This window comes from Porphyromonas macacae DSM 20710 = JCM 13914 (assembly GCF_000379945.1).
Classification (GTDB): domain Bacteria; phylum Bacteroidota; class Bacteroidia; order Bacteroidales; family Porphyromonadaceae; genus Porphyromonas; species Porphyromonas macacae.
In genome coordinates, this window is sequence record NZ_KB904124.1 from 55073 (window position 1) to 69874 (window position 14802).

16 protein-coding genes are annotated in these 14802 nt (G+C 48.7%); 4 read left to right on the top strand and 12 right to left on the bottom strand.

Going from position 1 to position 14802, the window contains the following annotated elements:
• Positions 1-21: 21 nt before the first annotated feature.
• The 10 genes from A3GI_RS0100270 to ung all read right to left on the bottom strand — a co-directional run bounded on the left by A3GI_RS0100270 (position 22) and on the right by ung (position 8686).
• On the bottom strand, positions 22-1911 hold the full coding sequence (locus A3GI_RS0100270; RefSeq protein ID WP_018359468.1) for a DNA polymerase III subunit gamma/tau: 1890 nt from the start codon (positions 1909-1911) through the stop codon (positions 22-24).
• 247 nt (positions 1912-2158) lie between these two features.
• Positions 2159-2305: a 50S ribosomal protein L34 gene (rpmH, locus tag A3GI_RS10130; protein WP_018359470.1), complete on the bottom strand. Its 147-nt coding sequence runs from the start codon at positions 2303-2305 to the stop codon at positions 2159-2161.
• Between the two features lie 73 nt (positions 2306-2378).
• Positions 2379-2963 carry a Maf family nucleotide pyrophosphatase gene (locus A3GI_RS0100280; protein ID WP_018359471.1) on the bottom strand — a complete coding sequence of 195 codons (585 nt, stop codon included), beginning with the start codon at positions 2961-2963 and terminating at the stop codon, positions 2379-2381.
• Positions 2964-2993: 30 nt separating this feature from the next.
• Complete coding sequence (locus A3GI_RS0100285; RefSeq protein ID WP_018359472.1) at positions 2994-3515, bottom strand: KdsC family phosphatase; 522 nt, start codon at positions 3513-3515, stop codon at positions 2994-2996.
• Entirely contained in the window at positions 3508-4317 is an 810-nt protein-coding gene (locus A3GI_RS10135) for a Rossmann-like and DUF2520 domain-containing protein (protein ID WP_018359473.1), read from the bottom strand. Before A3GI_RS10135 ends, A3GI_RS0100285 begins: the two co-directional genes overlap by 8 nt.
• Position 4318: 1 nt before the next feature.
• A complete protein-coding gene (locus A3GI_RS0100295) occupies positions 4319-4879 on the bottom strand; it encodes a nitroreductase family protein (RefSeq protein WP_018359474.1) in 561 nt (186 codons plus the stop codon).
• A complete protein-coding gene (locus tag A3GI_RS0100300) occupies positions 4876-5787 on the bottom strand; it encodes a 4-hydroxy-3-methylbut-2-enyl diphosphate reductase (protein WP_018359475.1) in 912 nt (303 codons plus the stop codon). The genes A3GI_RS0100295 and A3GI_RS0100300 overlap by 4 nt, the downstream gene beginning before the upstream one ends.
• Before the next feature lie 50 nt (positions 5788-5837).
• The gene (gene cmk / locus A3GI_RS0100305) at positions 5838-6542 is read right to left on the bottom strand and encodes a (d)CMP kinase (RefSeq protein ID WP_018359476.1); all 705 of its coding nucleotides are present in this window, start codon (positions 6540-6542) and stop codon (positions 5838-5840) included.
• Between the two features lie 21 nt (positions 6543-6563).
• A complete protein-coding gene (gene dgt, locus A3GI_RS0100310) occupies positions 6564-7910 on the bottom strand; it encodes a dGTP triphosphohydrolase (protein WP_018359477.1) in 1347 nt (448 codons plus the stop codon).
• A 104-nt stretch (positions 7911-8014) separates the two neighbouring features.
• Complete coding sequence (gene ung, locus A3GI_RS0100315; RefSeq protein WP_172458771.1) at positions 8015-8686, bottom strand: uracil-DNA glycosylase; 672 nt, start codon at positions 8684-8686, stop codon at positions 8015-8017.
• 72 nt (positions 8687-8758) lie between these two features.
• On the opposite strand from ung, the gene dacB reads away from it, so the two are divergent.
• The 4 genes from dacB to A3GI_RS0100335 all read left to right on the top strand — a co-directional run bounded on the left by dacB (position 8759) and on the right by A3GI_RS0100335 (position 12596).
• Positions 8759-10228, top strand: a complete 1470-nt coding sequence (gene dacB, locus A3GI_RS0100320; RefSeq protein ID WP_018359479.1) for a D-alanyl-D-alanine carboxypeptidase/D-alanyl-D-alanine endopeptidase — start codon at positions 8759-8761, stop codon at positions 10226-10228.
• A gap of 128 nt (positions 10229-10356) precedes the next feature.
• Positions 10357-10980 (top strand): porin family protein, encoded by a 624-nt coding sequence (locus A3GI_RS0100325; protein WP_018359480.1) that lies wholly within the window; start codon positions 10357-10359, stop codon positions 10978-10980.
• 141 nt (positions 10981-11121) lie between these two features.
• Positions 11122-11838 carry a porin family protein gene (locus tag A3GI_RS11070; RefSeq protein ID WP_162151350.1) on the top strand — a complete coding sequence of 239 codons (717 nt, stop codon included), beginning with the start codon at positions 11122-11124 and terminating at the stop codon, positions 11836-11838.
• 110 nt (positions 11839-11948) lie between these two features.
• Positions 11949-12596, top strand: a complete 648-nt coding sequence (locus A3GI_RS0100335) for a porin family protein (protein ID WP_244861526.1) — start codon at positions 11949-11951, stop codon at positions 12594-12596.
• 220 nt (positions 12597-12816) lie between these two features.
• Here A3GI_RS0100335 and A3GI_RS0100340 read toward each other — a convergent pair whose 3' ends face one another.
• Both A3GI_RS0100340 and xseA read right to left on the bottom strand, forming a co-directional pair.
• On the bottom strand, positions 12817-13332 hold the full coding sequence (locus A3GI_RS0100340; protein ID WP_018359483.1) for a GNAT family N-acetyltransferase: 516 nt from the start codon (positions 13330-13332) through the stop codon (positions 12817-12819).
• A gap of 60 nt (positions 13333-13392) precedes the next feature.
• Positions 13393-14778, bottom strand: a complete 1386-nt coding sequence (xseA, locus tag A3GI_RS0100345) for an exodeoxyribonuclease VII large subunit (protein ID WP_018359484.1) — start codon at positions 14776-14778, stop codon at positions 13393-13395.
• Positions 14779-14802: the final 24 nt, after the last annotated feature.

Below are 14802 nucleotides of genomic sequence, written 5' to 3' on the forward strand. Positions count from 1 at the left end.
TATAAAAAATATTTATGTAGGCTAATAGGGCTGTAAACCGAGTCCTTCGCACAGTTTGCCGAAAGCCGGGGATTTTTCTTTCAGAAAATCCATTTTTTCCTGACCCGTAACCGGTATGCGTGACTGTTCGCTACGGTCTACTTCCATACTTAGGGTAAGATCGCTGTTGCGAAGTTCTTTGCAGAAGAAATATTGCAGCTGTCCGGCATACTCCTTCAGGCGGTTTTCTATGTCGAAGTTGGGCAGAAGAATTTTCACTACGGGAAAACCGTTTTCGGCCTGTGTCAGTGTGGGAATATTCTGCTCCATGGCCATAATAAGCAGGGTCTGCTCCTTTTGCACATGCTGATGTGCAAAACGCAGCCAAAGCCTTTGCATTTCCTCCTCTTTCACCGGCTCATGCTGCTCCGGTAATTTCGGAGCCTGTTCCTGTTGTTTTAAGGCCTCTTCTTCCCGGGCTGCTTTCCAGCCCGTTACGGATAGACGTCCTGTGCGTCTGGAGCCATTTCCCCCGTTGGTTGTTTTAGCTGCCGGTACGGCAGGAGGTTCGGGCATTTGCCGGATCGACTCCGAGGGTGCGGATTGCATGGGAGCCTGCGGTTTTACGTCGGTTTGTGAAATAACTTTTGTGTCAGGAGCAGAAGAAGTTGCGGCTTCGGACTTTGCTGCGGGTGGGGTAGAGGTTGTTGGAACCGGAGTGGAGAGGTGCTCGGAGGTTTGTCCGGACGCGGGTGTTGTCTTTTGGCGAGTCGTTACCGGGGGGCGTTGAGGCTGCGGAGCGATTGCTCCGGCAGCAGGCATTTGACTCAGTTCGGTATTGTAAATGGCTGCTATCTGCATCAGGCACAGCTCGATGTGTAGACGTTTATTCGAGCTTTGGCGATAGTTGAGGTCGCACTCCGTAAGCAGACGGATGGCACGGTAGAGGAATACGGCAGGACATGCAGTGGCAGTCTGTTTATACTGTGCGGCCACAGAATCTGGTTTTTCCAGCAGTTGTTCCGTGCCGGGGTGCTGTGCCACCATCAGGTCACGGAAGAACGCGGCCAGCCCGTTGATAATCACCTGTCCGTCGAACCCTTTGGAAAGGAGTTCGTCCAGTGTGGCCAGAATACTTACATAATCTCCCTGTAAAAACTGTTCGAGCAACCGGAAATAATAAGTATAGTCGAGTATATTGAGGCTGTCGATTACCTGCCGGTAAGTGATGTGCCCGCCGCTGTAACTCGCTATGCGGTCGAACAGGCTCAGTGCATCGCGCATACCGCCATCGGCTTTTTCTGCTATGACGTTCAGAGCCTCCGTATCGGCCTGAATATGCTCTTCACAAGCGACGAAAGCAAGGTGATTGACAATATCGTTAACGGTGATACGGCGGAAGTCGTAGATCTGGCAGCGGGACAGAATGGTAGGCAGGATCTTATGTTTTTCCGTAGTCGCAAGGATAAAGATCACATGTTCGGGCGGCTCTTCCAGTGTTTTCAGAAAAGCATTGAATGCCGCCTGAGACAGCATATGCACCTCGTCGATGATATAGACCTTATAGTCGCCTAAAGCGGGAGGGATGTTTACTTCACTGATTAGCTGGCGAATATCTTCCACCGAATTGTTGGAGGCAGCATCCAGCTCATAAACGTTGAGCGATCGCTGTTCGTTGAAAGCCCGGCAGCTTTCGCATTCGTTGCATGCTTCGCCGTCGGCTGTGCGGTTAAAGCAGTTAATGGTTTTCGCCAGTACGCGCGCTGCCGTGGTTTTCCCGACCCCGCGCGGACCGCAAAAGAGATAGGCATGGGCCATCTTACGGCTTAGAATGGCCGTTTTTAGCGTATGCGTGAGGGCTTCTTGCCCCACAATGTTGTCGAAACGGTCGGGGCGGTACTTGCGCGCCGAAACAATATATTGTTCTTCCATAGATGCCAGGCGGAAAGAAAACCCGGAAAGAGGTCGAAAAGCCTTTGGATCCTCTGCAAAAGGTTTTTAACCCGGGTGTTTTATGTATATATGCAAAGATAAGAAAACTTGAATACCCTTTTCCTTTTCGATGAAACAGCTCCTCCAAATGGGTATTTGTATAAAAAGCGCACCCGCAAGAAGAATTTGTCCTCCTTGCGGGTGCGCTTGATACCGGAAGGTTACAGCCCCCGATATTTAACTCAAATTAATATTCGTCCGAAACGGTTAGTTTAGCACGTCCTTTGCTGCGACGGCTTGCTAATACGCGGCGTCCGTTGGGCGTAGCCATACGTGAACGGAAGCCATGTTTATTCTTTCTCTTTCTGTTAGAGGGCTGAAACGTTCTTTTCATTGCTTATATATTGTTTTAAGTTATTGCGAATTGTGCGCTTTGGGCTGCAAATATACTAAGATTTCCCAAAAAATCAAAAAAGCATCAGAGTATGAGCCACTTGGTAAACAGGCAAGCCCATAACGTTGTAGAACGATCCTTCGATATGTTTGATGGCTACATAGCCGATCCACTCTTGTATCCCGTAGGCCCCGGCTTTGTCTAAAGGAGCAAAATTACTCAGGTAATAGTCTATCTGCTCGTCGGTCAGAGCCCCGAACGTTACTTTGGAAACACAGCTTATTTTCTCCCTGTGCCCCGGTGTGGCGATTACTACGCCTGTAACGACCCGGTGGGTACTGTCGCTCAAACATTGCAACATGCTTTTAGCTTCTGCCGGATCTGCGGGTTTACCCAGAATACGGTTTTTCGAGTCGATTACCACCGTATCTGCCGTAATGAGCAGCGTATTATCCTGCATCCGGCCGGCATATGCTTTTGCTTTTTTTTCCGCAATATAGAGCGCCACTTCTTCCGAGGGAAGATTTTCGGGATAGCTTTCATCTATTTCCGGCATGGCGCATTGTTCGAAAGCGATGCCCAAACCTCCGAGCAGTTGCACGCGTCTCGGACTTTGAGAACCTAAAATAATATGGTAGTCTTTCAGATTATCCCACATGATTTGCTTCTTTACCCAAGTTTGCAGCGTTTACCAGCCGAATGCCACTTCCGTTCCCCAGTCGCCGCGACAACGCATGGTCTGTTCGATCACATCGCGTACTACGCCGTGCCCGCCATAACATTGCGAAATGTATTGTGCCGCCTCTTTAGCTTCCGGCACGGCATCGGCCGGAGCCACTGCCAGCCCTACGGCTTCCATGACCGGCACATCCGGCAGATCGTCGCCTATGTAACAGATCTCTTCGGGTTTCAGTCCTGTTTCCTCCATCAGCTCTTTCAGGTTATCCATCTTGTGCCGTGCTCCCATAAAAACATACTGAAGCCCCAGCTGCTTGGCGCGTAGCTCCATGGCCTGGGAGCGTCCGCCTGAAAGAATAGCTACGATATATCCGTGTTTTACGGCGTGCTGCATGGCATAACCGTCTTTGACGTTTACCGTGCGCATGGGGTTGCCATCGGCACCCAAAGGGCTGATGGTACAGCTGATTACCCCGTCCATATCCAAAATAAAAGCTTTGATTTTGCTTAGATCGTAAGCGATACTACTCATGTCGTTTCTCTTTTTTATAATTGTTTTGTCGCTTTTCGATGGCTTCGGATAAGGTTCGATAGATTGTTTGCAGTTCCGGATGATCTTCCAGCAACTTCAGGTGTTTGTCCATTGTCTGCCGGTCTCCCCGGGCTGCCGGTCCCGTTTGTGCATCTACGGCACGCATGTGCGCATATTTGGTTGCCGTTTCGGCAATCAGCGGTTCCAGCGAACGAGCCGGCAGATTGTATTCTTCCAATAGCTGCTCTGCCACGTCGTACATGTAGTTCGTAAAATTACAGGCAAAAGCAGCCGAGAGGTGCAGAGCAGCTCTTTGCAGACTGTTGCAGACATATACGTAACGGCTTATTTCCGATGCCAGAGCAACGAGTTCTTTTTCCGTCTCCCGGGTGTTTCCCTCTATATATAACGGTACGGTGGAGAAATCTATATCCCGGCTACGGCTGAGTGTTTGTAAGGGATAAATAACACCGCTGCACTCGTGATGTGCTGTGAGTATGTCTATGGAAATACTTCCCGCAGTATGCACCCAGAGTCCTGAGGTCCTCGGCATTTGTGCAGCCAGAGAGGGTAGAGCATCGTCTTTGATGGAAAACAGATAGAGATCGCAAGTGCGGTCGATAACTTCCATGCCGGATATTGCTTCGGCTTCTGTTTCTTCGGCCGGGCGGCGGGCATGGTCTGCATTGCGGCTGTAGACTTGTGCGATATAATGCCCTGCACAGTGGAAAGCACGGGCAAAATGAGTGGCTACATTGCCCGAGCCGATGATGCAGATACGCAACGGTGTTTTTGTATTCATGTTATTGCTCTTTCTCTTCGGATACCTTGTAACGCTCTATGTGCAGTTGTTCCCATCGTAACTGTTCGATGGTATGGGGCTCCGGTTCTTCCGCCTTGTGTCCTACCGCAATCACGCAGAGTACTTCCAACTGATAGGGAATATCCAGAATGCGACGGACATATTCGGCCGAATCCTGTCCGTTTTCCGTCACTTTTTCATGTACGTGTCCCCAACAGCTGCCCAGACCGAGACTTTCCGCTTCCAACTGGAGAAAAGCGGCGGCCAGTGTGGCATCCTCTTTCCATAAGGCACACTCCATGGGTGAACCGAGAATAACGATAGCCAGCGGAGCGCGGGCAATGAAGGAAACGCCATGGCTGCGCATATAACTTAGTTTGTTCAATGTTTCGGAGTCTTCCACCAGTACGAACTGTGTGGTGTGTTTATTGCGCGAAGACGGTGCTCTCAGAGCTGCTTCCATAAGGCTCTGTACTTCCTCTGCCGTCAACTTTTCGTCTGTGAATTTTCTGACGCTGCGCCTTTTTCGCATCGCTTCCAGTATGTGGTCTGTATCTCTCATTGTTCGTTTTCGTTTCTGTTCAACATAATGGAGTCCGGCAGCAACTCCTTAATTTTTTGTGCCACTTGCTCCATCTGCCATTTCGGGGTACTTGTGGCGCCGCATATCCCGATGGTTTTCGGTGCAGGCGAGAGTTGGGAGAGTTCTATCTCTTCGGGCGAAGAGATGAATATGCTGCGGGGATTGCCCTCGTGGCAGTGCTGGAAGAGCACTTTGCCGTTCGAACTTTTCGTTCCTGCCACGAAGTAAACCAGATCATGCGCTGCAGCAAACAGGCGTATGTGCGGTATCCGGTTCGATACCTGCCGGCAAATGGTGTCTTTGTATTCGAAGCGAACACCTTCTTTGAGGTGTTTCCGTATGGCTTCGGTGAGCTTGCTGAAACCGTCTAACGGCTTGGTGGTCTGTGAAAACAGCACCACCGGTCGCTCCGGGTCTATCAGGTGCAGGTCTTCCGCTCCGCGTACCACGATAGCATTACCGTCCGTATGTCCCATCAAACCGTTTACTTCGGCATGTCCCGGTTTTCCGTAAATCACGATTTGAGCATTCTCGTGCCGGGTGTCCAAATAGCAGCGACGGATATTCTGTTGTAATTTCTTTACTACCGGGCAGGTGGCATCCACGAGTTTGAGGTTTCGTTCTTCGGCCCATTTATAAACTTCGGGCGGTTCGCCGTGCGCACGGAAGAGCACACGGGCACCGTGCAGTTTTTTCAGCCCTTCGTAGTCCACCGTCTGCATGCCTTTGGCGGCAAGGCGGTTTACCTCCAGGTTGTTATGCACGATGTCTCCCAGACAGTAAAGCGGATCAGCGTTTCCTTCCAACTCTTTCTCGGCATGATTGATTGCGTTGATAACGCCGAAGCAGAAGCCCGAACTTTCGTCTATCTCTATGATTGCGGACATTGTTTCTCTCTTTTCTTTTCAATAAAATAACGTCCATCACGCCAAAATGTTTAATAGCTTCTCGCTTTCTCGAACAGCTCCAATACCCATTCGTTTTGAGCCTCACGCGTCATGTCCGAGTTGTCCAGTACCAGAGCATCGTCTGCCCGGCGCAGTGGAGAAACCTCACGGTGAGAGTCTATGTAATCCCGATCTTCGATGTTTTTGAGAACCTCCGCAAAGGTTATCTGGGTATTGCCTTTGCCCTGCAGTTCTTTCAACCTTCGGTCTGCACGTATTTCGGGACGAGCGGTAACAAACAGTTTGAGTTCGGCGTTCGGGAATACGGTGGTGCCGATGTCTCGCCCGTCCATTACGATGCCGCCCTGTTTGCCCATGGCCTGCTGTTGCTCCACCAAAAAGCTTCTTACCGAAGCCAGAGTGCTGATGGGACTTACGTGGCTGGATACCTCCATCTCGCGTATCTCTTTCTCTACGTTCTCCCCGTTCAGGTAAGTTTCCGGCAGCCCCTCTTCGTTCAGTCGGAATGTAATGTTGATCTCTTTCAGGTGTTTTGCCAGAGAAGCTTCGTCCGGTTTCCCGTCTTTCCACAAGCGGTTTCTGAGGCTGTAGAGCGTAACGGCGCGATACATGGCACCTGTGTCTACATAAATGTAGTTTACCTTTCTTGCCAGAGCTTTGGCAATAGTGCTTTTCCCGCAGGAACTGTGACCGTCTATGGCCACGATGATTTTTTTCCGGTTATTTGCTTTCATATATCAATAACGCTTGCTGTTTTAGATAGCGGGCAGGTTCATGCCCGTGATGCGCCTGTAAAGGTCTAACGCATAGATATCCGTCATACCCGAAACGAAGTCCAGCGTACACTGTATTTTGCCGTAGGTATCGGGTCTGCCGGTGTCGTACTGCGAACTTACGCGGTTCAGCACGGCTTTGCTGTATGCATAGTCCGGGTGGCTGAGGGCATCCATCATCTTGTCCATCAGCGATTGGAAGATGCGATGACCTGCCAGTTCTACATCCACGACTTCGCGACTCCGGTAGATCTGGCTGTATGCCAGTTTCGAACAGGCTTTATAAGCCTCCAGCGTGCGGGGCGAACAGTGTTCGATCAGCGTTCCGGAGAAGTTGCCCGCTAAGATTCTCTCTTCATTGTCGAGGAAAACAGCTGCCGTTTCTTCTACCAATAGATTGATCGCTTTGGAGCGCAGGTAAGCCACTTTTTCGTTGGTATCTTCGATCTCTTGCATGACCTTCAAGAGTTTATCCCGCTTTTTTTCTTCAAAGAAATTCAGCGTCAGTTCCTGAATTGTTTCGAAAGAAATGATATGCAGCTTATAGGCATCCTCCAAGTCCATAATCTGATAGCAGATATCATCGGCTGCCTCTACCAGATAAACCAGCGGATAGCGTGCAAAGTGCAGAGGAGTATCCGGTCTGTTCTTCTGAACCAACCCCACTTCCCGGGCTATTTCCTGCATGGTCTTTTCTTCAGTGGCGAAGAAACCGAATTTGCCTCCATAGTCTGCTGCTCGCAGACTGCTGTGCGGATACTTGACGATACTTGCCAGTGTGCTGTATGTCAGCCCGTATCCGCCGGGGCTGCGCCCCAAAAATCGGTGCGTAAGTAGCCGCAGCGCATTTGCATTGCCTTCGAAATGGATGAAATCTTCCCAACGGCCTCCTTCACTTATGACCGCCTCTTTCCATTGCTTGCCGTTGCCTTCTCGAAAGTAAGCCCCGATGGCACGTTCTCCGCTGTGTCCGAAAGGCGGGTTACCCATATCATGCGCCAGACAGGCAGCGCTGACGATGCTGCTGATGGCAGAGGATGAGGGGAACACTTTGTGCGGGTGCCTTTCCATAAGCGTACGGCTTACGATATTGCCCAACGAACGTCCCAGGCAGCTTACTTCCAAGCTGTGCGTGAGTCTGTTATGCACAAAGATATTGCCCGGCAGAGGAAAAACCTGTGTTTTGTTTTGCAGGCGCCGGAATGGTGCCGAAAAGACCATTCTGTCATAGTCTCGCTCGAAATCCGAACGTGCTTTATTTTGTTTTTTATCCGTGCTGTCGTCGTTTTTCCCCAGCCGTTTTTCGGATAAGAGTTGCTCCCAGTTCATCATAACAATGAATATGCTCGTACAGGACGGTCAACAGCAGTCCTATATTTTTATAAATCATAAAGATACAACATCACTTCCAAACACCGGATTTCTCTTGCCGGTTACCAGCGGATGGGAGGAAGCCCGTTTTTGATCAGATAATCATTGGCTTGACTGAAATGGCGACAACCGAAGAAACCGCGATGTGCACTGAGGGGCGAAGGGTGGGGGGCTTCCAGAACACAGTGGCGTGCATGATCTATCATGGCGCCTTTACGGCGTGCATAACTTCCCCAAAGCATAAAGACCACATGCCGGCATTCCCGGTTTATGATTTCGATAATACGGTCGGTGAAGGTTTCCCAACCTATCCCCTGATGCGAACCGGCCATGCCTCCTCTGACCGTAAGTGTGGCGTTTAGCAGCAGTACACCCTGTTCTACCCATGGGAGCAGGCTGCCGGAACGTATTTGTGAGGGATGCCCTAAGTCGCTGTTTACCTCTTGGAGGATATTGCGCAAACTCGGAGGTGCAGGAATGCCATCGGGTACAGAGAAAGCCAGTCCTTCTGCCTGCCCCGGTTCGTGGTAAGGATCCTGCCCCAGAATGACAGCACGTACGCTGCCGGGCGGACAAAGATCCAAAGCCCTGAATATCTGCCCTCCCGGAGGGTAGATGGGCGGATGTGTCGCATATTCCAGTCGAACTTTATCTGTCAGATTAATGAAATAAGGACGGGTAAACTCTGTTTCCAAAAGGGCTTTCCACCCGGGTTCCAAACGTACGTTCATCAACTTGTGAAGATTATGAAGTATTTATATTTTGTATCTTGTTTGTGCATAAAAGTACCAATAACCAGTCAAACAATGAAACAAAGAGACTTAAAGCCCCGTAATGCCGTATATAATATAATGCTTATGCTTTTTTTCCTTTATGCCTTCCCGGGCATATCGCAGAAGCTCTTTGCACAGCAGATGCCGGCAATGGACATTCTGAAGATGTTCGAGGCCGAACATGGCGCATCTGTGGCAATTGTTGTCAGCACGACAGACGGCAAGGTCTTGTTGCGTTATAATGAGGAAAAACGACTTTGTCCGGCATCGGTGACCAAACTCTTTACAACGGCGGCAGCTTTGAATGTTTTGGGTGAAGATTTTCGTTTTACAACCAGAGTGTATGCGGATGGTGCTATTCGCCGGCATACTCTTGAGGGGTCTCTTATTATTCGCGGAGGAGGAGATCCGACCATAGATTCTCATTACATTCCCGAAGATAGCGGAAGGCTCCGGAGAGACCTCGTTATGGCTCTTCAGCAGAAAGGAGTGGAGCGTATAGCGGGCAGGGTGTCGGTGGATGCCTCGCGTTACGGTTTTGAGGGAGTGAATGCCAATTGGCTGATGGAGGATGTGGGAAATTATTACGGCACGGGCGTTTACGGTTTTAACTTGAACGATAACAGCATCACGCTGTATCTTAATTCTTACGGGGCAAGACCTGTAATAGACTCCATCGACCCTGCACATCCGGCTCTTAACTGGCACTTGATTCTCAAAACGGGTAAACGCGACAGTGTGTACTGCATCGTGCCGCCATTCAGCACTCAGGCTCTCATCACAGGTTCCATTCCACCCAAAATACGTCGTTACAAACTGCGTGCCGCGATGCCTGACCCTGCTCTGTTTGCTGCATCTATGATCCGGGACAAGCTGGCCGCTTACGGTATCGTAGTGGAGCAGGAGGCCGAAGGGCTTTACGTTCGTCCCGATTACAGGCAGGCCGATTTGCTTATGAATTACGTTTCTCTGCCTTTGGATACCATTGTACGCATTACCAATTATCGGAGTGTCAACAGCTATGCCGAGGCTTTGAAAAACGAGGTGGAGCTTACACTGAGTCAAGGCAGGGGATCTCAGCTTATTTCTGCAAATCGTCCCTATGGAATGATCGATTATTGGACGAAAAGATTGAAATATTCCGCACGTGAACTCGACCTGTATGACGGTAGCGGTCTTTCGCCCAAAGGACGTGTTACGGCGCGTGCCATCAATGGTATGTTGACCGGAATGAAGGTCGGAAAGAATACCCGGCCCTCGGAGAATGCTTTCCTGCAATCGCTGCCCGTGGCGGGTGAAGAGGGATCCGTAAAGAGCCTTTTGAAAAACAGCAGGCTCCATGCCCGTCTTAAAAGCGGTAGCATGAGCGGTGTACAGGCTTATGCCGGTTATGTTCAGTGGCGTGGGCAGTGGTATGCCGTTTCGTTTATGGCCAATAACCAACGAGAGAATTCGTATGCAAGAAAGGCTTTTGAACAGTTTTTAACAAAGTTATTTCAATAAAATACTGTTTTATTCGTTTTGGATAAAGCTCCTCTTTGTTAATAAGTTTTAAAATTCTATATATTTGTAAAGTTTAGGATTTCTTTTTTACGGGAAAGAATAAAAGATTTTACAGAGAGAATTTTATTATGAAAAAAATCATTACTGGCGTTGCCTTACTGCTGGCAACTTTTGGATTTGCAAAAGCACAGATGGTCAACTATCGGGTGGAAGCCGGTGTGAACTTTGCAAATGTAGATCTGAAGTTAAAGGGGATAAAACTTGATGATCCCGCCATGAAAACGGGCTATCGTGTGGGTGCAGGTGTAGAATTTTGCCTTACCAGCAGTCTTTACTTTGTTCCCGGAATCACATTCAAAATGAATGGTACTGAAATAAATGTACCTTCTGTAAAGGCTGAAATAAAAGAACAGTTACACTATCTGTCCGTGCCTTTGAATGTGGGATTTCGCATGCCTTTGACAAAAACTTTGGGGGTTTCTTTAGAGGCCGGACCTTATATGTCCTTTTTGATTTCTCAGGATCTCAAAACAAATGATGCCTTGCTGAACAAAATAAAAAAACTGCGTGGAAATACCGATTTGGCAAAACGTATCGATTGGGGTTTGGGGCTTTCTGCCACGGTTGACTATAGTCGACTCTATTTGCGCGTAGGCTCCGAGTTCGGTTTGTATAATACGCTCAAAAACGGAGACTCTAACAATTCGGCTAAAAACAATAACTTCTATACTGCAGTCGGTATCCGCTTCTGAATTTTCCGTGCTTTCGGTGCGCCGGATTTATGCCGTCCGGTTTTGACTTCCGGAACATACTTTCTGCCTCCTTGATAAATAAAATGTATCTTTATATGTTGAAATGTGATTTTTAGAATTTATATTTTTATGGAAATTACGATGAAACGTATACTGTCGATTGCCGCTTTTGCCCTTTGCACCATGGGGCCGGTTAAGGCTCAAAAGATTGCTTTTCGTGCAGAAGGCGGAGCGTCTTTTAACGATGTTAAAGTGACTGTTGCTGGCAGACATGTCGGCGATACGAAGATGCATACCGGTTTTCGGGCCGGGGTGTCCGCTGAGTTTTATTTTGGAGATGGTTTCTATTTTGCTCCCGGCTTGAATATTAAACGAAACGGTACTACCGTTGAAGATAAATCCATGCAGAATCTGGCGAAGGAACTGCAGAAGATCATGCAGAAACTCCCCATTCCTCTTCCTCCCGAGGTCGGTAAGTATTTGGATGGATTATTGAAGCAGAAAGCACAGCCCGACCTGAATATGAAGATGCTTTATTTGCATATTCCGCTGCATGTCGGCTTTCATACGGCTTTGGGCAGCCATTGGCACTATTCTCTGGAGGGAGGTCCTTATGTGGCTTATGGAATAGGCGGAAAGATCAGGCAGGCAGAAAAAGAGCTTGATACATTCGATAAGGATAACGGTTTCAACCGATTCGAGTGGGGTGTCGGCGCTTCCATGGCTGTAGGTTATGGCCCCGTATATGTACGATTGGGAGGCGAACTGGGGCTTAAAAAGCTCAAGACAACCTTGTTGAATAACGATATTTACGGATATAATCGTGACTTTTATACTACTTTAGGCGTGCGCTTCTAAAAACTCTTTAACATTGCAGGACGAAAAAAACATTTATAACGGCTTTCTGCACTTAAAGTTTTTTGAAAATGCGCCGATATGATTTTTATAACAATATGATTAGAATGAACATGAAAAAGAGAACATTACTGACCACGCTTTTTCTATTGATATTAAGCGTAGGTGTAGCCAATGCTCAATTGAGCGATTGGCGTTTTCGCGTAGATGCATCAGTGAATTTTAGCAAAGGAGATTATAAAATTGAAAAGGTTAACGATTTGACAACAAAAGCTATTGTGGGTTACCGCATCGGCGGTGCTGTCAATATTCCTTTTTCATCCATGTTTTATTTCGCCCCCGGAATTACATTCCTCTCCAAGGGTAGTAACACAACGATTAAAGATCGGGATTTCGGCGACGTAAAAACACGTACTCATCATATCGAGATACCTCTGCACCTAGGTTTGCGTGTGCCCATTGGCGAAACGCTGGCCTTTAATGTGCAATTCGGTCCTTATTTGTCTTATGCTATCGCCGGTACGGCAAAAACGGACAATAATAAGGATATCGATATCTTCAAAGACGGTATTAAAGACATGTGGAAGGAGAAGCGTTTCGACGTAGGCCTTGGTGCGGCAGCCATGGTGGACATCAATAAAATTTATGTTTTGCTGGGTGCAGACTTCGGTATGCTGGATCAGGCTAAGAGTTTGGCAAAAGACAAAGAGACAACGCTTAAAAACACCTCATTCCATTTGGGTCTGGGCTATCGCTTCTAAAATTCTCTTAAAAATCGAAAAATAACGGGGGCTGTGTCAAAATTCATTTGGCACAGCCCTTTTTTAGATGTGTCAGAATAGGTAAAGTACAAGGTGCCAAGACTGAGGCTGAAGGGAAGAGCATACTGAAGTGCGTGACCGAAGCCGAATGTCGCAGGGAGCGCAGTAGTTTGCGCATGATGACACGCCGTCTTATTTTTACCCGAGCCGGGGAAAATTATCAATCTCGTTTCAGGGCGAAGGCTTTGCGTGGAGAATGATCTTTCACGTAGATGATGCCGCAATAGTCGAAACCGAAATCTTCGATAGCCCGTAACATCGGCTTGTTATCGGCATGCGTATCTAAGCGAAGCCGGTTGCATTGCTTCAGGCAGTAGTCGAAGCAGAACCGCGCCAGCCCATGCATTCCCGCAGAGCCGGCCATACGGTGGATAACCCCGTAAGGTTCATTGTCCGGCCAGCCCGGCCCGTTTTCTATATAGTCGTAAGTTGGTTCGATCTCCACGGCATAATAAAAAACTCCTACGATTTTTTCCCTGTCTTCAAGTGTAACTGCAAAAAGATTTCCTCGTGCGATGTCTTCCTCGATTTGCTCCGGAGCCGGATAGGAGTTGCCCCATTGTGAAGTATTACCCTTAAGAGCCATAAAAGTCCGGGCTCCTGCATACAGCTCCAACAGACGTGGAAGGTCTTTTTCTGCAGCCTTGCGGATGTGATAGTTTTGCAGTGAATTCATTCAAAATAGATGTTTTGATAGCGTGGATGTGGAAATCGAATGCGACAGACGGGAAGCTGGCTACTTTTTTCCCGGATATACTTCGATAACCGAACTTGAAGCCGTACCGGAAGCAAAAGAGATGGTCAGTTGCATGCCCGGATGCAAGTTCTCGGCTTGGGTAACGGCATGCCCGTCTGCTCTGACCACACTGAACCCTCGTTGCATGATTCGTTTGGGGTTCAGCAGTTTCACAGCCTGCTCCTGCATGGCCAGTTTCTCTTGTTTTCCTTTCATTATCCGCTCTGTCAGCAAGGGAAGTCTTTCGATCGAACTGCGCAGTCTTTCATGTCGTTTATCTAAGGAGCGATGTACTGCTTGGGGCAGTTGTATGGCAACAACATTCAGCAAGTGTTTTTTTCTGTTAAGAGCTTCCTGTGTGCTCATGTTCAATCGATGTATGTTGTTTTGCTGCTGTCGCTTTTCCTTTTCGATCAGTCTGCGTGCTGCCAGAGGTATTCGGTACTGCATCCGTTGAAGTCGCTCTTCGCGAGCTGTCAAAAGAAGATGTGTAGCATTGAGCAGTCTGTTCCATTGCGTTTCCATTTCTCCCAGCAGTCCGGCCAGAGACTCTACGATATAATCGGCCACGGCGGTCGGTGTTTTGAACGACTTGAAAGCCACCATGTCTGTTACCGACACATCGCGGTCGTGTCCGATACCTGTAAAGACAGGCAGTCGGGTGCGAGCCACGGCTGCCGCCAGTGTGTAGTCGTCGAATGCCTGTAACTCCGCCACAGCCCCTCCGCCCCTTATGATCACTATGGCGTCGAAGCCGGCTTCATGCTTTGCTATGCGATCCAGAGCCGATACTACGGACGGTGTTGTCTCCTTGCCCTGCATCGTTGCCATATAAAGAGCCGTATAAACTTTTACGCCATAGGGATTGAAGCAGAGATGTTGCATAAAATCCTGATAACCCGCCGCCGTTGGCGAGGATATGATGGCGATGCGCCGAAGGGGAACCGGTAGAGCCTGATGCTTGTTCAAATCCATCAGCCCCTCGCGTTTGAGCCTGTCTATGCAGGCTTGTCTGAGCCTTGCCATTTCTCCCAGACTGTAGGATGGGTCGATGTCCTTGATATTGAGACTCATGCCGAAAAGCTCATGAAAAGTTACTTTCACCAGCACCATCACGCTCATGCCGCTGTCGAACCGAAGCCCCGTGGTTTTGAAAAACTCGGCATTCATACCGTGGTATTCATAAGCCCAGATTGTGGCTTTGATGCGTGCCACGAGGTTATTGTCCGGTCCTTTTTCGATAAGTTCCAAATAGCAATGCCCTGAAGGGTTGATGCGTACTTCGCTGGTTTCGGCACGCACCCAATACTGTCCGGGGAGTCCATGCTCCAGACAACTGCGTATATTTCTGTTTAGCTCCGAAAGGCTGTAATTGGGTTCGGGCATAACTTGTGTATGGGAAGATGAAAA